This is a genomic window from Gordonia sp. NPDC003424, from assembly GCF_053588655.1.
Map to the genome: position 1 here is coordinate 428,804 of NZ_JBSFQJ010000003.1, position 20,848 is coordinate 449,651.

The following is a 20,848-nucleotide window of genomic DNA, read 5'->3' on the forward strand; positions in this document are numbered from 1 at the left end:
ACCATCGAGGCCAAACCCATCGGGCCCCGGACCGATGCGTCATGATTGAACGGTGAGCCCTGCCGACGACATCGCCACCCAACCGATCACCTCCATCCCCGGAGCACCGCCTGCGGCGACCCTGCTGCCCGACGAGTCCGAAGATCTACCGGAGGACCGGTATCTCAATCGCGAACTGAGTTGGCTCGACTTCAATTCACGTGTTCTCGCGCTGGCCGAGGACACGTCGATGCCGTTGCTGGAACGCGCGAAGTTCCTCGCGATCTTCGCCTCCAATCTCGACGAGTTCTTCATGGTGCGGGTCGCCGGCCTCAAACGCCGCGACGAGACGGGCCTGTCGGTGCGCTCGGCCGACGGACTCTCGCCGCGCGAACAACTGCTGCGGATCGCCGGTCGCACGCAGACCCTCGCCGACCGGCACGCCCGGGTGTTCTTGGACTCGGTGGCACCGGCATTGGCGGAGAACGACATTCACGTCGTGACATGGTCGGATCTCACCGACGAGCAGCAGGCGATGCTGGTGGAGCACTTCCACGAGGACGTGTTTCCGGTCCTCACCCCACTCGCCGTCGACCCGGCGCATCCGTTCCCGTACATCAGCGGCCTGTCGCTGAATCTGGCCGTCACGGTCAAGGACGGGCACGAGGGCGGAGAGCATTTCGCACGAGTCAAGGTGCCCGACAACGTGAGTCGGTTCGTCCGCGTCGACAAGCTGCTGCCCCGGCCGACCGGTGACTCCGACCGCCGCGCGGTGTTCCTGCCGCTGGAGAACCTCATCGCGGCGAACCTGACGCACCTGTTCCCCGGGATGGAAATCGTTGAGCACCATGCCTTCCGGATCACCCGCAACGCCGACTTCGAGGTGGAGGAGGATCGCGACGAGGATCTCCTGCAGGCCCTCGAACGTGAACTCGCGCGACGTCGATTCGGGTCGCCGGTCCGGCTCGAGGTCGCCGACGACATGAGTGAGCACATGCTCGAACTCCTGCTGCGCGAGCTCGATGTGAATCCGGCCGACGTTATCCAGGTGCCCGGGCTACTGGATCTGTCGTGCCTGTTCGAGGTCAACGGACTCGACCGCCCGCACCTCAAGGATCGTCCGTTCGTCCCGCTCACCCATCCGGCCTTCGGCGAACGCGAGACCGCCAAGAGCGTGTTCTCGACGTTGCGCGAAGGTGATGTGCTGGTTCATCATCCGTACGACTCCTTCTCCACCAGCGTGCAGCGGTTCATCGAGCAGGCCGCCGCCGACCCGCAGGTGCTCGCCATCAAGCAGACGCTGTACCGCACCTCCGGTGACTCCCCGATCGTCAACGCGCTCATCGACGCGGCGGCCGCGGGCAAGCAGGTTGTCGCGCTCGTCGAGATCAAGGCCCGCTTCGACGAACAGGCGAACATCAAGTGGGCGCGGCAACTCGAGCAGGCCGGCGTGCACGTCGTCTACGGCCTCGTCGGCCTCAAGACCCACTGCAAGACCTGTCTGGTGGTGCGGCGCGAGGGTTCCCAGATCCGCCGCTACTGCCACATCGGCACCGGCAACTACAACCCCAAGACCGCGCGGCTCTACGAGGACGTGGGTCTGTTCACCGCCGCGCCCGACATCGGCGCCGACCTCACCGACCTGTTCAACACCCTCACCGGGTATTCGCGGAAGAGGGAGTACCGCAACATCCTGGTGGCGCCGCACGGCATCCGCTCGGGGATCATCACCCGGATCCACGGCGAGATCGAACGATTCCGCGCCGGTGACGAGCGGGCACGGATCATACTGAAGGCCAACGCCCTCGTCGATGAGCAGGTCATCGACGCGCTGTATCGCGCGTCGCAGAACGGTGTTCCGGTGGAAGTCGTGGTGCGCGGCATCTGCGCGCTGCGACCCGGAATGCCCGGCGTCAGCGACAACATCGTGGTGCGGTCGATTCTCGGGCAGTTCCTGGAGCACTCGCGCATCCTGTATTTCGGTGCGCAGAACCAATATTGGATCGGCAGCGCGGACATGATGCACCGCAACCTCGACCGGCGCGTGGAGGTGATGGCACAGGTCCGCGACGAACGTCTCACCGCGGAACTGGCCGACATGTTCTCCTCGTCCCTCGACCCGCGCACGCGCTGCTGGGTGTTGCAGTCCGACGGCAGCTGGGTGGCGTCGCCGGCGGCGGGCCAGGAGGTCCGCGACCACCAGCGGCAGATGATGCGGCGTCATCGTCGCCATCCGGATGCGGGCTAGTGGCCAGGTCGACCAAGACGGTATGGGCCGCCGGTGGCGTGCTGTGGCGCAACGCACCGGACGGCGGCATCGAGATCTGCCTCATTCACCGTCCGGGACATGACGATTGGTCGTTGCCGAAGGGGAAGGCGGAGAGCGGTGAGACGCTGCTCGCCACCGCCGTCCGCGAGATCGAGGAGGAGACCGGCCAGCAGGTGAGGTTGGGGCGGCACCTCAAGGATGTCGCCTACGACCTGCCGAACAAGGACCGCAAGCGGGTTCGCTATTGGTCGGCACTCGCCCTCGGTGGGTCGTCGTTCGCGCCCAACGCGGAGGTCGACGAACTCCGGTGGGTCGACCTCGCCGACGCCCCGAAGCTGTTGAGCTACCGACTCGACCGCACGATCCTCACCGAGTTCACCCGGCTGCCGGCCGACACCCACAGCCTGCTGCTCGTCCGCCACGCCCGGGCCGGCAGGCGTTCGCGGTACAAGGGCGACGACCGACTACGACCGCTGGATCACCTCGGGCGCAAGCAGGCTCAGAAGCTGTCCGGGTTGTCGCAACTCTTCGGCACCGAACTCGTGCACGCGGCCGACCGGGTGCGGTGCGAGCAGACCGTCGCACCGCTGGCCGAGGCACTGGGTGTCCCGATCGAATCCGAGCCCACACTGTCGGAGGAGGCGTACCGCTCCGATCCGGAGAAGGCACACCGGCGGATTCTGGAGATCGCGGCGGACCGCTCCGCCGTGCACGCGGTCTGCAGTCAGGGCAAGGTGATCCCGCCGCTGATGCAGTGGTGGGCCGACCATGACGGCATCTCCTTGCCCAACAAGCGCAACCGCAAGGGCAGTGTGTGGGTGCTGAGCCTCGTCGACGGCCGGCTGGTGGCCGCCGATCACATCGACAGTCCGCTGGCGGAGACCGACCGCATCGAGCCGTAGTCGGTCAGGACACGAATCAGCCCCCGACGAGGGAAGAGCGTCGGGGGCTGATTCGGTGGTTGCGCGTCCGGCGAAAACTCAGCGACGAGTTGCCTTCTTGGCCGGAGCCTTCTTGGCGGGGGCCTTCTTGGCGGCGGTCTTCTTCGCCGGTGCCGCCTTCTTGGCCGGGGCCTTCTTGGCGACGGTCTTCTTCGCCGGTGCCGCCTTCTTGGCCGGAGCCTTCTTCGCGGCGGTCTTGGCCGGAGCCTTCTTCGCCGGAGCCTTCTTGGCCGCGGTCTTCTTGGCGGCAGCCTTCTTCGCCGGTGCCGCGGTGGCGCCGCTGCCCCGCTTGACGGCCGGACCGGAGGCGGCCAGCTTCTGCTTGCCGGCCACGACGGCCTTGAACTGTGCGCCCGGGCGGAAGGCGGGAACCGATGTCGCCTTCACCTTCACGGTCTCGCCGGTGCGCGGGTTGCGGGCGACGCGCGGTGCGCGACGGCGCTTCTCGAACACACCGAATCCGGTGATGGTCACGCTCTCGCCCTTGTTCACCGCCCGCACGATCGTGTCGACGATGTGCTCGACCGCAGCGGTCGCAGTCTTGCGATCCGCATCGAGCTTCGTGGTCAACTCATCGATGAGCTCTGCCTTATTCATGGAAACCTCCGCAAGCTGTCCTGGCCCATCGGTATGGCCAGCTAACTCCACACGGTAAACGCCGAAGTCGAAAACGTCCATCTTCCACGCCAATTAACCTGACATGTTGCGAAATCGAAAGCAGCGTACGCGGTTGGGGCAAGGCCTCCCGATGGGCCGGACAGTCCGGAGATCCTCAGTTGTCCAGCGTCACCGGCTTGTACGAAGGGCGCTGCGATTCGAACTCAGAAATCGCCTCTACCTGCCGCAATGTCAATCCGATGTCGTCGAGGCCCTCCATCAGCCGCCACCGCGTGTAGTCATCAATTGCCAACGGCACCACGAGGTCTGCAGCCGTCACGGTCCGATCCGCAAGGCTCACGGTCACTTCCAGCCCCGGCTGCTCCTCGAGGCGCTTCCACAACAGCTCGACGTCCGACTGGTCGACTTGCGCGGCCACCAGACCGGCCTTGCCGGCGTTGCCGCGGAAGATGTCGGCGAATCGGGAGGAGATGACGACCCGAAATCCGAAGTCCGACAGAGCCCACACCGCGTGCTCGCGGGATGAGCCGGTGCCGAAGTCGGGGCCGGCCACCAGAACCGAGCCGTGGTTCCACGGCTCGACGTTGAGGATGAAGTCGGGATCGGTGCGCCAGGCGGCGAACAGTCCGTCCTCAAATCCGGTGCGGGTCACCCGCTTCAGGTAGACGGCGGGGATGATCTGGTCGGTGTCGACGTTGCTGCGTCGCAGCGGGACGCCGATCCCGGTGTGGGAGATGAAGGGTTCCATGTCGTGGGTTTCCGATCGTGGTGGTGGTCGTGGGGGCTTGCGGATCAGTCCAGATCCGTGGGCGCCGACAGGGTGCCGCGGATCGCGGTGGCCGCCGCGACCGCCGGCGACACGAGGTGCGTGCGCCCGCCCTTGCCCTGCCGCCCTTCGAAGTTGCGGTTGGAGGTCGAGGCACACCGCTCGCCCGGCGAGAGCTGATCGGGGTTCATGCCCAGGCACATCGAGCATCCGGCCTGCCGCCAATCCGCACCCGCCGTGGTGAAGATCTCGCCCAGCCCCTCACGTTCGGCCTGTGCGCGCACACGCATGGAGCCGGGCACGATCAGCATGCGCATGCCGTCGGCGACCTTGCGGCCCTTGAGGATGTCGGCCACCACACGCAGATCCTCGATCCGGCCGTTGGTGCACGAACCGACGAACACGGTGTCGACCTTCACATCCCGCAACGCGGTGCCGGGGGCGAGATCCATGTACTCCAGCGCACGTGTCGCGGCGGCCTTCTCGTTCTCGTCGACGATGTCGGCCGGATCCGGGACTCGCGCGCCGAGCGGCGCACCCTGGCCCGGGTTGGTCCCCCACGTCACGAAGGGCGTCAGAGCGGACGCGTCGATGTGCACCTCGGCGTCGAATGTCGCACCCGGATCGGTGCGCAAACCGTCCCAATACTCCACGGCGGCATCCCAATCGGCGCCTGTCGGCGCGTGATCGCGATCGCGGAGGAAGTCGTAGGTGGTCTGGTCGGGCGCGATCATGCCGGCGCGGGCGCCGGCCTCGATCGACATGTTGCAGATGGTCATCCGCGATTCCATCGACAGCTTCTCGATCGCGGGGCCGCGGTACTCGAGGACATATCCCTGACCGCCGCCGGTGCCGATCTGCGCGATCACCGCGAGGATCAGGTCCTTGCTCGTGACCCCTGGCGGCAATTCGCCGTCGACGTTGATCGCCATGGTCTTGAACGGCCGCAGCGACAGGGTCTGGGTCGCGAGCACGTGCTCGACCTCCGACGTACCGATTCCCATTGCGAGCGCACCGAATGCGCCATGCGTCGAGGTGTGGCTGTCACCGCACACGACGGTGGTGCCGGGCTGGGTCAGACCGAGCTGAGGCCCGACGACGTGCACGATGCCCTGTTCGGCATCGCCCATCGGGTACAGGCGGATGCCGAACTCGGCGCAGTTGTGGCGCAGGGTCTCGACCTGGGTGCGCGAGACCTCGTCGGCGATCGGTTTGTCGATGTCGACGGTGGGGACGTTGTGGTCCTCGGTGGCGATGGTCAGGTCGGGGCGGCGGACCGGGCGGCCCGCAAGTCGCAGACCGTCGAAGGCCTGCGGGCTGGTGACCTCGTGCACGAGGTGGAGATCGATGTAGATGAGGTCGGGATTCTGGCTTCCGTCGGCATTCTTCTCACCGGGCACGACGACGTGGTCGTCCCACACCTTCTCGGCGAGAGTGCGCGGTGCGTTTGGGCTGGAACTCATGGCTGCACTCACATCTGTTCGGATCGTCACGGCACGCCCACACCGAACAGGCATCGACGTGCATCTCACTATTTGGAACGCTAGTATCGTCCTATGGGAAAGGATAGCGCATCGCCGCCCACGAGCGGAATCGGTGTTCTCGACAAATCCATCGTCGTCCTGCGCGCCATCGCCGAATCCCCGTGCAATCTCACCGAGTTGTGCGACCGGACCGGTCTCCCCCGGGCCACCGCGCACCGGCTGGCGGTCGGTCTCGAGACCCATCGGATGCTGGCCCGCAACACGGCCGGCCGGTGGTATCCCGGTCCGGCACTGGGTGAATTGGCCGCCTCGGCACACGATCCGGTCCGCGAGGCCGCGCTCATGGTGCTGCCCCGGCTGCGGGAGATCACCGGCGAATCGGTTCAGGTCTATCGGCGCGAGGGCGCCGAACGCGTCTGCATCGCGGCGATGGAACCGCCGACCGGACTGCGCGACACCGTGCCCGTGGGCACCCGCTTCCCAATGAGCGCCGGCTCGGCGGCCAAGGTTCTGCTCGCCTGGACCGACCCGGGTACGCAGCGAGCGCTGCTGCACGACAGTGTCTTCAGCGAACGCGCCCTGCACGAGATCCGCCGCCGCGGCTGGGCCCAGAGCGCCGGGGAGCGCGCGGCCGGCGTGGCGAGTGTCTCGGCACCGGTCCGCGACGGCACCGGCGACGTCGTCGCCGCGATCTCGGTGTCGGGTCCGATCGACCGGATGGGCCGACGGCCCGGCGCCCGCTGGGCCGCCGACCTCCTCGCCGCCGCCGACGCCATCCAGAAACGCCTCCACGCCGGACGCGGCTGACCCCGGTCCGATAGCGTCGGATCATGGGAGTCAACCAACGTAGCCAGATCGTCATGTCCGACGCGGAGATCACCGACTTCGTCGCACGCGGTCGCACCGCCACCCTCGCCACCACCGGACCCGACGGCGGCATCCATCTCGTGGCCATGTGGTACGGCGTCATCGACGGCGAGATCTGGTTCGAGACGAAGGCCAAGTCGCAGAAGGCGGTCAACCTCCGCCGCACCAACCGGTGCTCGGTGATGATCGAGGACGGCGACACCTACGACACGTTGCGCGGTGTGGCCTTCGAGGGGACCGCGGAGATACTCGACGACCCCGAGTCGTGCCTGAAGGTCGGGATCAGCGTGTGGGAGCGCTACACCGGCCCCTACACCGACGAGATGCGGCCGTTCGTGGACCAGATGATGCACAAGCGCGTGGCGGTGCGCCTCGTCCCGGACCGGGTCCGTTCGTGGGATCACCGCAAGCTCGGCCTCGACCCGATGCCGGTCTCCGGCAGCACGGCGCCGCAGAACTGACCGCACGAACGACGGCAGCGCCCTCTCCGATGATCGGAGAGGGCGCTGCCGTTCTGTAGCCCCGACGGGATTCGAACCCGCGCTACCGCCTTGAGAGGGCGGCGTCCTAGGCCGCTAGACGACGGGGCCAAGACTGTGCTCTTCAGTTATGAAGGCTCTTCAGTTGTGAACCTCCGGGATGGTGTCCCGGCTGCTCGCTGGGGTACCAGGACTCGAACCTAGAATGGCTGAACCAGAATCAGCTGTGTTGCCAATTACACCATACCCCAAGGGTTTGCCTTTTCCTGGGAGGAAAAGAACCGAGGAGAAGAGTACCAAAGGGGACCCCACTAACCACAAATCGTATGGTCAGCGGGGGTTTTTCCGCCCTATCCGGCGACCTGGCCGCGCGCGGCGGCCAGGCGCGAGAGACTCTTCTCCCGGCCGAGCAGCTCCATCGATTCGAACAGTGGCGGACTCACCTGCGAACCGGTGACCGCCACCCGCACCGGGCCGAACGCCTTGCGCGGTTTGAGCCCGAGATCGTCGACGAGGGCCTTCTTGAGTGCCTCCTCGATCTCCGGCCCGGTCCAGCCGACGTTCTGAACCGCGGCGATCGCCGCGTCCAGGACGGGACCCGCATCGGCGCCCAGGTTCTTGGCCGCCGAACGCTCGTCGATGGTGAACTCGTCGTCGGACACGTACAGGAACGACATCAGCGGCCAGGCATCCTCGAGCACCTGGATGCGTGTCTGGACGAGTTCGGCGAGCGCGGTGAACGTCGAGTCGTCGACGTCGGCGCCGGCCAGATCCCCCCGGTCGGTCAGGAAGCTCTTCAGACGCGCCGCGAAGTCGCCGAGCTCGAGCCGCCGGATGTGCTCGGCGTTGATCGCGTCGGCCTTCTTCTGGTCGAACCGGGCCGGATTCGAATTGACCTGCCGCACATCGAAGGCCGCGATCATCTCGTCGAGGCTGAACACATCCGTCTCGTGGGAGTATCCCCACCCGAGCAGCGCCAGATAGTTCAGCAGACCTTCGGGGATGAACCCGCGATCGCGGTGATGGAAGAGACTCGACTCCGGATCGCGCTTGGACAGCTTCTTGTTGCCCTCCCCCATCACGAACGGGAGGTGGCCGAACTCGGGGACCCGTTCGGCCACCCCGATGCGGATCAGCGCCTCGTACAAGGCGATCTGGCGCGGCGTCGACGAGAGCAGATCCTCGCCCCGCAGGACGTGGGTGATCTTCATCATCGCGTCGTCGACCGGATTGACCAGGGTGTAGAGCGGATCTCCGTTCGCGCGGGTCAACGCGAAGTCGGGCACCGTGCCCGCCTTGATCGTCGTGGTGCCGCGAACGAGGTCGTCCCAGCTGATGTCGTGGTCCGGCATACGAAGGCGCACAACGGGTTTGCGGCCTTCTGCGGCAAAATCCGCTCGCTGCTGGCCGGTGAGCTCGCGGTCGAAGTTGTCGTAGCCGAGCTTGGGATCACGACCGGCCGCGCGATGCCGGGCCTCGACCTCCTCGGGGGTGGAGTAGGCCTCGTAGGCCTCCCCCGCCGCGAGCAGTGCCGCGACGACTTCGAGGTGCGTACCTCGCCGCTCCGACTGCCGGTACGGACCGTAGGGTCCGCCGACCTCGGGGCCCTCATCCCAATCGAGTCCGAGCCACCGCAGCGAGGAGAGGATGGCGTCGTAGGACTCCTGGCTGTCGCGCGCGGCGTCGGTGTCCTCGATCCGGAAGACGAACGTGCCCTTGTCGTGTCGGGCCTGCACGAAGTTGAACAGTGCGGTCCGCACCATCCCGACGTGGGGAGTTCCGGTCGGAGATGGGCAGAATCGGACGCGGACGTCGGAGGCAGTCATGGAGGTCAGGGTATCGAACCGGCCGGGCGGCCCCGCCTCCTCCCGCCTCAGCGCAGGCCGGCGAGGAAGTCGATGATCAACCGGTTCACCTCGACGGGTTGCTCGAGATAGCCGAAGTGGCCGGCCTTGGCCACCTCCTCGTAGCGTCCTCCCGGGATCGCGTCGGCGACCTCCCGTGCGAGCCGCACCGGCAGGCGCCGGTCGTCGGCGAAGCCGATCACCATCGACGGGACCGAGATGCCTTGGTACGCGGCCAATCGATCGCCCTCGCCGACATGCAATTCCATCTGGGCGCGGACGCCCGCGGTGACCGTCTGCGGCGAGAACGAGATGATGTCGAGCCAGTCACGCGCTGCGCGGTCGTCACCGAGGGTGTGGGGCGAGAGGTTGAACTCGGCCGTCAGCGCGGCGTCGTATTCGGGCGGCAGGGTGATCTTGTTGTCGTACAACGCGCGTTCACCGGCCGACAGCGCCTCCTGCACGGGGGTGTTGCGACCGTAGGTGGCGATCATCACGGCCGCCGCCACGACGTCGGGCCGGGCCAGCGCGAGTTCCTGCGTGATGCGGGCACCGAGCGAGGTACCCACCACGAAGGCCCGGCCGCCGCCGAGATGCTCGATGAGTGCGGCGGTGTCGGCGATCATGTCGTCGATGGTGAAACCGCTGACGCACTCCGACGACGGCGCGATACCGCGGTTGTCGAAGGTCACCACCCGGTAGCCCGCCTTGGTCAGCGCGGGCTGCTGGTGGGCCTTCCACACACGGCCCGGGCTGCCGGTGCCCATGACCATGACGACGAGCGGGCCGGTGCCGTGTTCCTCGTAAGAGAGCTCGATCCCGTTGACCCGCGCGATCTTCGGGCGATTCACTGCTTGTCGACCACGGGGTTGGACAGCGTGCCGATCCCTTCGACGGTCACCGACACGCGCTGCCCGGCCACCATGGGACCGACACCGTCCGGTGTCCCGGTGAGGATGACGTCGCCGGGCAGCAGGGTCATCACCCGCGAGATCCACTCCACGATCGCACCCACGTCGTGCAGCATCAGCGACGTGCGCGACCGCTGCTTGACCTCGCCGTCGAGCTCGGTGACCAGTTCGGCGTCGGACGGGTCGAACTCCGTCTCGATCCACGGACCCAGCGGGCAGAACGAGTCGTACCCCTTGGCGCGAGTCCACTGACCGTCGGTCTTCTGCTGATCGCGGGCGGTGACGTCGTTGGCGACGGTGTACCCGAGGATCACATCGGACGCCTTCGCGGCGGCGACGTCCTTGCACGGCTGTCCGATCACCACGGCGAGCTCACCCTCGAAATCCACCCGGTTCGAACTCGGCGGCCGGACGATGGGCACCTCGGGGCCGACGATCGACGTGTTCGGCTTGATGAAGATCACGGGCGTCGACACCTGGCCCGCTCGCTCCGCTCCCGGCGCCGAAGACGCCGCGCCACCCATCTCGGCGATGTGGGCGGCGTAGTTCTTGCCGATGCAGACGACCTTCGAGGCAAGGATCGGCGCCAACAGCCGGACATCGGCGAGCGCCCACGAGCGGCCGGTGAATGTCGGTGTCCCGAAGGGATGTTCTGCGATCTCCCGTGCGCGGATGCCGTCTCCGGCGTCCTCGATGGAGACAAACGCGACACCGTCCGGGCTGGCAACTCGTCCTAAACGCATGGCACGACACTATCGCACCGGCGTAGTCCCAGCCCTCGGGACTCCGATTGGCGGTCACCGCCAGAAGTTCTAGAATATGGACAGATTTGTCCACTATATGAGACGAGGTGATCACATGGCCGGCTGGGGCAGCGCCGGACCGGACACCGCGCCCGCGGTCACGCTCTCCGCACGACGGCGCTGGGCGATGCTCGTGTGCGCCCTGGTCGCGGCGATGACGACCACCTGCGCGGTCAGCGGGTTCGCGTATCTCATCCCCGCCCTGCACACCGATCACGGCCTGTCGCTGCGCCAGGCCTCGGTGCTCGCCACGGTCCCCACGGTGGGCCTGATGCTGTTGATCATCCCGTGGGGTGCGCTGCTCGACCGATTCGGTGAGCGACGCATCCTGATCATCTCGCTGCTCATCACCTTCGCCGGCACCGCGGGCGCGGTGGTGAGCGCCGGCCTCGATGCCTCGTACTGGATGCTGGGAATCTGGCTGTTCGTCGGTGGGCTGGGTGCCGGCGCGGCCAACGGCGCGAGCGGACGGATCGTGGTCGGATGGTTCCCCGCCGATCAGCGCGGCACCGCGATGGGCATCCGGCAGATGGCCCAGCCGTTGGGTATTGCCGTGTGCGCGTTGACCATGCCCGCGATCGCCGACAAGGCCGGGGTCACCGCGGCACTGATCGTGCCGGCCGTGGTCACGCTCGTCGGACTGCTCGCCTGCCTCGTCGGCATCGTCGACCCGCCGCTGCACCGCAGCACCTCGACCACCCCTGCCGCGAGCGGAAATCCCTATCGCGCAAGCAGTTTCCTTGCCCGCGTGCACGGCGTGAGCGTGCTGCTGGTGATCCCGCAGTCCATGCTGTGGACCTTCGTGCCGACCTGGCTGATCGTCGCTCACCATTGGGCGCCGGCGGCCGCCGGACTGCTCGTCACCGTGACCCAGGTGATCGGTGCGATCGGCCGGATCGTGGCCGGGCGGGTCTCCGACGTGTGGGGGTCACGGATGCGGCCGATCCGCGTGATCGCCGTGGTGGCCTCGGTGGCGATGGCCGTACTGGCGTTGACGGATTGGCTGCACAGCCCGGTCGCCCCGATCGTGATGGGCGTGGCGGCGGTGGCCTCGGTTGCCGACAACGGGTTGGCGTTCACCGCGATCGCCGAGTATGCCGGGCCGTCGTGGAGTGGCCGCGGTCTCGCGATCCAGAACACCGCTCAGTATCTGGCGACCGCGGCGACCACCCCGGTACTCGGCGCGCTGATCGGTGCCGCCGGTTTCCCGCTCGCATTCGGACTCACCGCGCTCACCCCGCTGGTCGCCGTCGGTCTGGTCCCCCGTGACGCACAACGTGATTGACGAGTCCGGCGGCGGTCGCGGCGTCGTCGACGACGATGACGTCGCGCCTCCCGTCGACGCGTGACACGATCATCGCGGGTCCGGACCGGAGGACAAATCCCTTGGCACCCTTCAGCTTTCCGTGCACCGACACGCGATATCCGTAACCGCCGAAGTCGCCGATAGCACGGACGTCGGTGACGTCGGCGTGGTCAATGTCGTCGGCCCCGATGTGCATGCGCGACCACCCGAGGGCGCTGCGCAGCGTCACGCCGGAACGATCCACCGTGACCCGGATGCTGCCCATCACCACGAGGGGTATCACGACGATCGCCGCCACCAGCACGAGGATCCACGACCGCACGACGAGGGCCAATGAGATCAGCACCACCAGCACCACCCCGGTGATCGACCACACGGCCGCCGACGCGGAGACGGTCCGCGTCCACGAGAAATGTTCGGCGGCACCGATATCGGCCATCGGAAGGTTCTCCTCGACGATCGGCGGCGCCGGACTCGTCCAGTGCGGGACCGCGATGAGAGCGAGCACGACCAGTCGTCTCCGGTTGTCGTGGTCACGGTGTGCCGCGTGATTCCTCATCGTCCCCACCTCTCCGGCACCTCCGCCCACCGAGTGACACAACGACGGTACCTCCGGACCGACGAGGTCCGGAGGTACCGAAAGTGTTCGATCAGCCGGTCAGAGCAGTTCGCGGATGCGACGACCGATCTCGGAGGTGCTCAGCGGCTCGCCCTCGCGGTTGGCGAGGTCGGTGGTGACGGCCTTCTCCACCCGCTCGGCGGCATCGTTCTCGCCGAGGTGGGCCAACAGCAGCGCGCTCGAGAGGATCGCGGCGGTCGGGTCGGCCTTGCCCTGCCCGGCGATGTCGGGCGCGCTGCCGTGCACTGGTTCGAACATCGACGGGTTCACGCCGGTGGCGTCGATGTTGCCGGAGGCGGCCAGCCCGATGCCGCCGGTCACCGCGGCCGCGATGTCGGTGATGATGTCACCGAACAGATTGTCGGTGACGATCACATCGAAGCGGCCCGGATCGGTGACCATGTAGATGGTGGCCGCGTCGACGTGGCAGTAGTCGGTGGTGACATCCGGGTATTCCGCGCCGACCTCGTCGACGGTCCGGCTCCACATCGACCCGGCGAAGCCCAGCACGTTGGTCTTGTGCACGAGCGTCAGCTTCTTGCGGCGAGCGCGCGCCCGGTCGAAGGCGTTGCGGACCACGCGTTCGATACCGAAACGGGTGTTCACGCTGACCTCCGTGGCCACCTCATGCGGGGTGCCGACGCGGATCGCGCCACCGTTGCCGGTGTAGGGCCCCTCGGTGCCCTCGCGGACCACGACGAAATCGATGTCGGGGTCCCCGGCCAGCGGGGAGGCGACACCCGGATACCGCTTGGCCGGCCGCAGGTTCACATGATGGTCGAGCGCGAATCGCATGTTGAGCAGAAAGCCTCGTTCGAGCACTCCCGGCGGTACCGACGGGTCGCCGATGGCACCGAGCAGGATCGCGTCGTTCTCCCGCAGGGCATCGAGGTCGGCGGGGGTGAGGAGTTCGCCGTTGCGGTGATAGCGACGGGCACCGAGATCGAACTCGGTGGTCTCGACGCCGGGGACGACGGTCTCGAGCACCTCGAGCGCCTCGCCGATCACCTCGGGGCCGATGCCGTCGCCGGCGATGACGGCGAGTTTCATGCGAGGTCCACCTGTTCGATGAGGGTCGCTCCGACGGACTCGCCGATCGCGGCGAGGACGTCGTCGGGAATCTGTTGGCTGACCCGCAGGATGACGGTGGCGCCGGGACCCTCGACGTCCTGCGAGAGACCGGCGGCGAGGATGTCGATCTCGGCGTTGCCGAGCAGGGTGCCGATCTTGCCGAGCGAGCCGGGCTGATCGGCATAGCTGACGAGCAGGTTGTGACCTTCGGCGCGCAGATCGAAGTTGCGGCCGTTGATGTTGACGACCTTCTCGACCAGCCGCGGCTCGGTGAGCGTGCCGGCGACGTTGTGCACCGAACCGTCGGCGAAGACCGCCTTGACGTCGACGACGCTGCGATGGTTGGGGCTCTCCGATGCGGTCGTCACCTCACTGGTGACACCCCGGTCGGCGGCCACCGCCGGTGCGTTGACAAAGGTGACCGGGTCCTCGAGGACGGCGGAGAACAGGCCCCGCACCGCCGACAGTCCGAGGACCTCGACGTTGTAGGCGGCGAGCTCACCGCGCACGTCCACGACCAGCGACGTCGGCGGTTCGCTGCTGATCGCCGCCACCAGGACACCGAGTTTGCGAACCAGGTCGAGCCAGGGGGCGACCTCTTCGTCGACGGCGCCGCCGGTGACGTTCACCGCGTCGGGCACGAAGTGTCCGGCCAGCGCGAGCCGAACACTCTTGGCGACGTCGGTGCCGGCCCGGTCCTGCGCCTCGCTGGTCGAGGCGCCGAGGTGCGGGGTGACGACGACCTGCGGGAGGTCGAACAGCGGCGAGTCGGTGCACGGCTCGGTGGCGAAGACGTCGAGGCCGGCGGCACGGACGTGCCCGGAGGTGATCGCGTCGGCCAGCGCCTGCTCGTCGACGAGTCCGCCGCGGGCCGCGTTGACGATGACCACGCCCGGCTTCGTGCGGGCGAGCTGATCGGTCCCGATCAACCCGAGCGTCTCCGGGGTCTTGGGCAGGTGCACGGTGATGAAGTCGGCGCGCTCGAGCAGTTCGTCGAGCGTGACGAGTTCGATGCCGAGCTGCGCGGCACGCGCGGCCGACACGTAGGGGTCGTAGGCGATGACATGGGTCTCGAACGCGGCGAGACGGGCGGCGACGAGCTGCCCGATGCGGCCGAGGCCGACCACACCGACGGTCTTGTCGAAGATCTCGACACCGTTGAACGACGACCGCTTCCACGTGCGGTCACGCAGCGTCGCATCGGCGGCCGGGATCTGGCGCGACGCGGACATGAGCAGCGCGATGGCGTGCTCGGCGGCGGTGTGGATGTTGGAGGTGGGTGCGTTGACGACCATCACGCCACGCTCGGTGGCGGCCGGCACGTCGACGTTGTCGAGGCCGACGCCGGCCCGGGCGATGATCTTCAGCTTGGGCGCCGACTCGAGGACCTCGGCGTCGACGGTGGTCGCCGAGCGCACCAGGATGGCGTCCGCATCGGCGACGGCCTCGAGCAGCTTGGGCCGATCGGGACCGTCGACCCAGCGCACCTCGACGTCGCCTCCCAGCGCCTCGACTGTCGAGGGTGCCAGTTTGTCGGCGATCAGGACGACCGGACGGCCAGCTGAGGTCACAATCTTCTCCATTGTTTTCGGTCTGTTTTCGGTCGGTGATGACCGGGCGTGAACGCGATGACTTCCGCGAACAGCTTAGTGGTCGGCACCATGGCCGATGACATGCGGTAGGCCCACGCCCGAAATGACCGGGTAGATTGTGAGCGGCATTACGGATAGGTTGCAAACCAACCCCGGGACGATTCCGCGCAGAGCACGGTTGGGGAGTCGCCCGGTACCGTGACCCATGGCCCTGAGTGCACCCGCTCAGGGCCGTCGAGTACCCAGCGCCGGAAACCAAGGTGCGCAGCAGAAGAGCGGAGACTGGATGATGAGGAAGCTGACGGCACTGTTGGCTGTTTTGGCGGCAACCGTGCTGACCGGCTGGGGGGCAGCCACCGCCGACGCCGCGCCGGCAAAGGCGTACATCGGTGGCGGCTCGGGGATTCTGGTCCTCAAGGGTGGCAATTCCGCGGCGGCGTGCACCCTGACCACCATCGGCAATTCCGCCACGGGCAAGCTGATCGGCATCACCGCCGGCCACTGCGGCACACCCGGACAGAAGGTGTATTCGGAGACGCAGCAGAACCGCGGGCAGATCGGCACGATCACCTATTCCGCGAGCGATCTCGATGTGGCGATCATCGAGTTCAACCGCGCCAAGGTGGTGCCGCTGCGTCGGGTCGACGGCGTCACGATCAACCGCGTCGACACCCGCCCGATCGAGTTCCCGACGATCGCCTGCAAGGTCGGCCGCACCACCGGCAGCACCTGCGGTGTCGCATGGTTCTCCGACGGTGATGTCCACTTCAGCCAGATGTGCGTGATCGAGGGTGACTCCGGTAGCCCGGTGGTCGTCGGTGATCGCCTCGTCGGCATGGTGAACGCCTACTACTTCGTCGGCTGCATCGGACCGGAGACCGGCACCAACATCGGGCCGATCCTCAACCGCATCAAGTCCCTTCCGCAGTACGGCGGGTTCACCGTCATCTGACCCGGACCCCGATCAACGAACGGAGCCCCGCACCTCTCGGTGCGGGGCTCCGTTCGTTGATCCGTCGGTGATCAGGCGGTTTCGGTGATGGGCCGGTCCACCCAGCTCATCAGGTCGCGCAGCTTCTTGCCGGTGACCTCGATCGGGTGCTCGGCGTTCTTCTTACGCAGGTCCTCGAGTTCCTTGTTGCCGCCCTCGACGTTGGCGACGAGGCGCTTGACGAAGGTGCCGTCCTGGATGTCGCGGAGGATGGCGCGCATGCGCTCCTTGGTGTCGGCGTCGATGACGCGCGGGCCCGACAGGTAACCGCCGAACTCGGCGGTGTCGGACACCGAGTAGTTCATGCGGGCGATGCCGCCCTCGTAGATGAGGTCGACGATCAGCTTGAGCTCGTGGAGCACCTCGAAGTAGGCCATCTCGGGGGCATACCCGGCCTCGACCATGACCTCGAAACCGGTCTTGATCAGTTCCTCGGTGCCACCGCACAGCACGGCCTGCTCACCGAAGAGGTCGGTCTCGGTCTCTTCCTTGAAGGTGGTCTTGATGACACCGGCGCGGCCGCCACCGATCGCGCTGGCGTAGGCGAGCGTGAGGGCCTGGCCCTCACCCTTCGGGTCCTGGTCGACGGCGATCAGGCACGGCACACCCTTGCCGTCGACGAACTGACGACGCACCAGATGACCGGGCCCCTTCGGCGCGACCATGCCCACGGTGACGTTGGCCGGCGGCTTGATCAGATCGAAGTGGATGTTGAGGCCGTGGCCGAACAGCAGCGCGTCGCCGTCCTTCAGGTTCGGCTCGATGTCCTCGGTGAAGATCTTCGCCTGCGAGGTGTCCGGCGCCAGCAGCATGATCACGTCGGCCCACGCGGCGGCCTCGGCGTTGGTCATCACCTTCAGGCCCTGCTCGGTGGCCTTGTCGCGCGACTTGCTGCCCTCACGCAGACCGACGACGACGTCGACTCCCGAGTCGCGCAGCGACAGCGAATGCGCGTGTCCCTGACTGCCGTAGCCGATCACCGCGACCTTGCGCCCCTGGATGAGCGACAGATCGGCGTCGTCGTCGTAGTACAGTTCGATCGCCACAGTTGAATTCCCTTCGATTTCTTGTGTTCTTTTGTGTTGTACGTCAGCGGTTGGCCGACATGCTCTTGGGTCCCCGGCCCAATGTGACCGCACCCGATTGGGCGATCTCCCGGATGCCGTACGGATCGAGCATCCGCAGCAGCGCCTCGAGCTTCTCCCCCGTCCCGGTGGCCTCGATGGTCAGCGACTCGGGTGACGCGTCGATCACCTTGGCGCGGAATAGATTCACGACGTCGACAACCTCCGCCCTCGACGTGGCGTCGGAGCGGACCTTGATCATCATCAGTTCGCGGGTCACCGACTGTGCCGGGTCCTGCTCGACGATCTTGATGACGTTGATCAGCTTGTTCAGCTGCTTGGTCACCTGTTCGAGCGGGAAGTCGTCGACGCTGACCATGATGGTCATGCGTGACATGCCTTTCAGCTCGGTCGGCCCGACGGCGAGGGACTCGATGTTGAATCCGCGGCGGGAGAACAGCGTCGACACACGGGCCAGCACACCGGGCCGGTCCTCGACGAGGACGCTGAGCGTATGGGTGGTCACTTCCGGTCCCCTCCTTGCATTCCCGGCGCCGCGGCGTCGGGCTTTTCCATGGTCTCGTGGATGTCGACGGGATCCGACGCGGCCTCGTCGTCGTCGAACAGCGGGCGGATGTCGCGGGCGGCCATGATCTCGTCGTTGCCGGTGCCGGCTGCGACCATCGGCCACACCTGGGCGTCCTTGCCGACAATGAAGTCGATGACCACCGGCCGGTCGTTGATCTCGCGCGCCTTGGCGATGACCTCGTCGACGTCGGACTCACGCTCGACGCGGAATGCCGCACAGCCCAACGCTTCCGCGAGCTTCACGAAGTCCGGGATCATCCGCGTGTGCGTGGCGAGGTCGGTGCTGGAGTAGCGCTCCTCGTAGAAGAGGGTCTGCCACTGGCGCACCATGCCCAGGTTGCCGTTGTTGATCAGTGCGACCTTGATCGGGATGCCCTCGATCGCGCAGGTGGCCAACTCCTGGTTGGTCATCTGGAAACAGCCGTCGCCGTCGATCGCCCACACCTCTTTGCTGGGGTCGGCCATCTTGGCGCCCATCGCGGCGGGCACCGCATAGCCCATGGTGCCCAGGCCACCCGAGTTCAGCCATGTGCGCGGCTTCTCGTAGGAGATGAACTGGGCCGCCCACATCTGATGCTGGCCGACGCCGGCGCAGTACACCGCGTCGGGTCCGGCGATCTTCCCGATCTGGGAGATCACGAACTCCGGCGACATCGAACCGTCGGTCTGACGGTCGTAGCTCACCGGGTAGGTGCGACGGATGTTGTCGAGGTAGGCCCACCATGCGGTGAGGTCCGGTTTGGTCGACCGGGTGGCCCGCTCGTTGCGCAAGGTCTCGAGCAGGTCGACGATGACCGCCTGGCAGTCACCGACGATCGGCACGTCGGCGTGCCGGTTCTTGCCGATCTCGGCGGGGTCGATGTCGGCGTGGATGACCTTGGCGTTCGGCGCGAACGACGACAGCTGGCCGGTGACCCGGTCGTCGAAACGGGCGCCGAGCGTGATCAGCAGATCGCTGCGCTGCAGGGCCGCCACCGCGGCGACGGTGCCGTGCATGCCCGGCATGCCGAGGTGCTGGATGTGACTGTCCGGGAACGCACCGCGCGCCATCAGGGTGGTGACGACCGGGATGCCGGTCAGTTCGGCGAGTTCGAGCAGTTCCGGCGACGCGTTCGCCTTGATGACGCCGCCACCGACATAGAGCACCGGCGACTTGGCGGCCTCGATCAGCCGTGCGGCCTCGCGCACCTGCTTGCCGTGCGGCTTGGTGACCGGACGGTAGCCGGGCAGGTCGATCTGCGGCGGCCAGGAGAAGGTGGTCTGGCTCTGCAGGATGTCCTTCGGGATGTCGACGAGAACCGCTCCGGGACGGCCGCTTTCGGCGATGTGGAACGCCTCGGCGATGACCTGCGGGATGTCGGCGGCGTTGCTCACCAGGAAGTTGTGCTTGGTGACCGGCATCGTGATGCCGGAGATGTCGGCCTCCTGGAACGCGTCGGTGCCGATCAGCGCGCGGCCGACCTGACCGGTGATGGCGACCACCGGGACCGAGTCCATCTGCGCGTCGGCGAGCGGGGTGACCAGGTTGGTGGCGCCCGGACCCGACGTCGCCATCATCACACCGGCCCGGCCGGCGACCTGTGCGTAGCCGGTGGCGGCGTGGCCCGCGCCCTGCTCGTGGCGCACCAGGACGTGGCGCACCTTCTGCGAGTCGAGCAGCGGATCGTAGACCGGGAGGACCGCACCGCCGGGAATGCCGAAGACCACCTCGACGCCGAGCTCCTCGAGAGAACGGACGACGGACTGCGCGCCGCTGACCCGCTCGGGGGCGACGGTGTGCTGACCTACCGCGCGCAGGTTCCCGGCCGCCGGGGATTGGTGGCGCTGCTCGGCCGGGGCGGCATCGGTGGCGTGTGCCCCGCTCGGACTGGCGGCTCGTGCTGATGGTGCGCTCACTGCACGTCCTTATCTTCTCTGGATGTCTTCTGGCTGCGGACTATCGGGTTGTTGACAAGAAAAAACCCCCGACAGCTGGGCTGTTCGAGGGTGGCGCGTCGATGCTGGAGGTCTACGAAGTGACCGGTCAGGCGACGACGCGCCGGCCGATTACTACGAGGAGCTTGTGCTGCATCACGCCTTCACGGTAGGACCGGCGCACGTCAAGAGTCAAACCACCTTCTGTGACGTCCCACATGGTGGGATAACTCTGGTTAACCCGCGGGACATTCGGGTGTCACAATGGAGGGGTGTCCACACCCTCCCACCGATCCGCCGACTCCGCCACCGATGCGATCGAGCTGCCGCAGACCTTCCGCATCGCCAAGATCGCGTACTTCGCCGTGCCGATGATGTTCATCGTGGCCCTCGCGTTGGCCGGCGGGTCGCTGATCTGGCTCGGCTGGACGCTGATCCTCCCGGTGATCCTGGCGTGGTGGATCGTGCGGATCCGCACCATCGTGACCGAGGACGGCCTGCGGGCGGTGCACACCTTCTCGACACGAGAGATCGCCTGGAACGAGATCGACGGGGTGCAGTTCCCGCGCTGGGGTTCGGTGCGTGCGGTGTTGGTCAACGGCGCACGAGTACGCCTGCCCGCGATCACCTTTGCCGATCTGCCCCGTCTCTCGGCCGCCAGCCGGGGACGTATCCCGGATCCGTACGCCGCCGCGGCGGCCGACGAGGCGTGAGGAAGACCAGAACCGTTTTGTTGCCGCAG

At 67.1% G+C, this 20,848-nt stretch carries 19 protein-coding genes and 2 tRNA genes; 7 read left to right on the top strand and 14 right to left on the bottom strand.

Annotation, left to right across the window (positions count from 1 at the left end; translation table 11 throughout):
- The first annotated feature begins 52 nt into the window (after positions 1-52).
- Positions 53-2,227, top strand: coding sequence for an RNA degradosome polyphosphate kinase (locus ACWDTI_RS07075; RefSeq protein WP_449737329.1), 2,175 nt, complete (start codon positions 53-55; stop codon positions 2,225-2,227).
- Positions 2,227-3,150, top strand: a complete 924-nt coding sequence (locus ACWDTI_RS07080) for an NUDIX hydrolase (RefSeq protein WP_449737330.1) — start codon at positions 2,227-2,229, stop codon at positions 3,148-3,150. Before ACWDTI_RS07075 ends, ACWDTI_RS07080 begins: the two co-directional genes overlap by 1 nt.
- A gap of 78 nt (positions 3,151-3,228) precedes the next feature.
- On the opposite strand, the gene ACWDTI_RS07085 is transcribed toward ACWDTI_RS07080, so the two are convergent.
- The 3 genes from ACWDTI_RS07085 to leuC form a co-directional block, all read right to left on the bottom strand.
- Complete coding sequence (locus tag ACWDTI_RS07085) at positions 3,229-3,786, bottom strand: HU family DNA-binding protein (protein WP_449737331.1); 558 nt, start codon at positions 3,784-3,786, stop codon at positions 3,229-3,231.
- Between the two features lie 175 nt (positions 3,787-3,961).
- Positions 3,962-4,555: a 3-isopropylmalate dehydratase small subunit gene (leuD, locus tag ACWDTI_RS07090; protein ID WP_449737332.1), complete on the bottom strand. Its 594-nt coding sequence runs from the start codon at positions 4,553-4,555 to the stop codon at positions 3,962-3,964.
- A 44-nt stretch (positions 4,556-4,599) separates the two neighbouring features.
- On the bottom strand, positions 4,600-6,036 hold the full coding sequence (leuC, locus tag ACWDTI_RS07095) for a 3-isopropylmalate dehydratase large subunit (RefSeq protein WP_449737333.1): 1,437 nt from the start codon (positions 6,034-6,036) through the stop codon (positions 4,600-4,602).
- Between the two features lie 93 nt (positions 6,037-6,129).
- Between leuC and ACWDTI_RS07100 the strand changes: the two genes are divergently transcribed.
- The gene (locus ACWDTI_RS07100) at positions 6,130-6,864 is read left to right on the top strand and encodes an IclR family transcriptional regulator (RefSeq protein WP_449737334.1); all 735 of its coding nucleotides are present in this window, start codon (positions 6,130-6,132) and stop codon (positions 6,862-6,864) included.
- Positions 6,865-6,887: 23 nt separating this feature from the next.
- A complete protein-coding gene (locus ACWDTI_RS07105) occupies positions 6,888-7,385 on the top strand; it encodes a PPOX class F420-dependent oxidoreductase (protein ID WP_449737335.1) in 498 nt (165 codons plus the stop codon).
- A gap of 56 nt (positions 7,386-7,441) precedes the next feature.
- Here ACWDTI_RS07105 and ACWDTI_RS07110 read toward each other — a convergent pair.
- The 5 genes from ACWDTI_RS07110 to ACWDTI_RS07130 all read right to left on the bottom strand — a co-directional run bounded on the left by ACWDTI_RS07110 (position 7,442) and on the right by ACWDTI_RS07130 (position 10,901).
- Positions 7,442-7,514: transfer RNA gene (locus ACWDTI_RS07110), tRNA-Glu, on the bottom strand.
- Between the two features lie 68 nt (positions 7,515-7,582).
- Positions 7,583-7,654, bottom strand: a tRNA-Gln gene (locus ACWDTI_RS07115).
- 99 nt (positions 7,655-7,753) lie between these two features.
- Positions 7,754-9,229, bottom strand: coding sequence for a glutamate--tRNA ligase (gltX, locus tag ACWDTI_RS07120; RefSeq protein WP_449737336.1), 1,476 nt, complete (start codon positions 9,227-9,229; stop codon positions 7,754-7,756).
- 47 nt (positions 9,230-9,276) lie between these two features.
- A complete protein-coding gene (locus ACWDTI_RS07125) occupies positions 9,277-10,098 on the bottom strand; it encodes an alpha/beta fold hydrolase (protein ID WP_449737337.1) in 822 nt (273 codons plus the stop codon).
- Positions 10,095-10,901, bottom strand: a complete 807-nt coding sequence (locus tag ACWDTI_RS07130; RefSeq protein ID WP_449737338.1) for a fumarylacetoacetate hydrolase family protein — start codon at positions 10,899-10,901, stop codon at positions 10,095-10,097. Before ACWDTI_RS07130 ends, ACWDTI_RS07125 begins: the two co-directional genes overlap by 4 nt.
- A 115-nt stretch (positions 10,902-11,016) precedes the next feature.
- Here ACWDTI_RS07130 and ACWDTI_RS07135 point away from each other — a divergent pair, with 115 nt between their 5' ends.
- Positions 11,017-12,246: an MFS transporter gene (locus ACWDTI_RS07135; protein WP_449737339.1), complete on the top strand. Its 1,230-nt coding sequence runs from the start codon at positions 11,017-11,019 to the stop codon at positions 12,244-12,246.
- Here ACWDTI_RS07135 and ACWDTI_RS07140 read toward each other — a convergent pair.
- From ACWDTI_RS07140 to serA, 3 genes are all read right to left on the bottom strand, one after another.
- Positions 12,194-12,826, bottom strand: a complete 633-nt coding sequence (locus ACWDTI_RS07140) for a hypothetical protein (RefSeq protein WP_449737340.1) — start codon at positions 12,824-12,826, stop codon at positions 12,194-12,196. The two genes, ACWDTI_RS07135 and ACWDTI_RS07140, sit on opposite strands and share 53 nt — an antisense overlap.
- A gap of 99 nt (positions 12,827-12,925) precedes the next feature.
- Positions 12,926-13,936 (bottom strand): 3-isopropylmalate dehydrogenase, encoded by a 1,011-nt coding sequence (locus tag ACWDTI_RS07145; RefSeq protein ID WP_449737341.1) that lies wholly within the window; start codon positions 13,934-13,936, stop codon positions 12,926-12,928.
- The gene (gene serA / locus ACWDTI_RS07150) at positions 13,933-15,528 is read right to left on the bottom strand and encodes a phosphoglycerate dehydrogenase (RefSeq protein ID WP_449737342.1); all 1,596 of its coding nucleotides are present in this window, start codon (positions 15,526-15,528) and stop codon (positions 13,933-13,935) included. The genes ACWDTI_RS07145 and serA overlap by 4 nt, the downstream gene beginning before the upstream one ends.
- Before the next feature lie 307 nt (positions 15,529-15,835).
- Here serA and ACWDTI_RS07155 point away from each other — a divergent pair, with 307 nt between their 5' ends.
- Complete coding sequence (locus ACWDTI_RS07155; protein ID WP_449737343.1) at positions 15,836-16,501, top strand: serine protease; 666 nt, start codon at positions 15,836-15,838, stop codon at positions 16,499-16,501.
- 71 nt (positions 16,502-16,572) lie between these two features.
- Here ACWDTI_RS07155 and ilvC read toward each other — a convergent pair whose 3' ends face one another.
- Genes ilvC through ACWDTI_RS07170 form a run of 3 tightly spaced genes read right to left on the bottom strand, consistent with a single transcriptional unit; the run spans position 16,573 to position 20,088 of the window.
- Complete coding sequence (gene ilvC / locus ACWDTI_RS07160) at positions 16,573-17,586, bottom strand: ketol-acid reductoisomerase (protein WP_449737344.1); 1,014 nt, start codon at positions 17,584-17,586, stop codon at positions 16,573-16,575.
- 43 nt (positions 17,587-17,629) lie between these two features.
- Positions 17,630-18,130 (bottom strand): acetolactate synthase small subunit, encoded by a 501-nt coding sequence (ilvN, locus tag ACWDTI_RS07165; protein ID WP_449737345.1) that lies wholly within the window; start codon positions 18,128-18,130, stop codon positions 17,630-17,632.
- A complete protein-coding gene (locus tag ACWDTI_RS07170; RefSeq protein WP_449737346.1) occupies positions 18,127-20,088 on the bottom strand; it encodes an acetolactate synthase large subunit in 1,962 nt (653 codons plus the stop codon). The genes ilvN and ACWDTI_RS07170 overlap by 4 nt, the downstream gene beginning before the upstream one ends.
- A gap of 290 nt (positions 20,089-20,378) precedes the next feature.
- Between ACWDTI_RS07170 and ACWDTI_RS07175 the strand changes: the two genes are divergently transcribed.
- On the top strand, positions 20,379-20,819 hold the full coding sequence (locus ACWDTI_RS07175; RefSeq protein ID WP_449737347.1) for a PH domain-containing protein: 441 nt from the start codon (positions 20,379-20,381) through the stop codon (positions 20,817-20,819).
- Positions 20,820-20,848 lie beyond the last annotated feature (29 nt).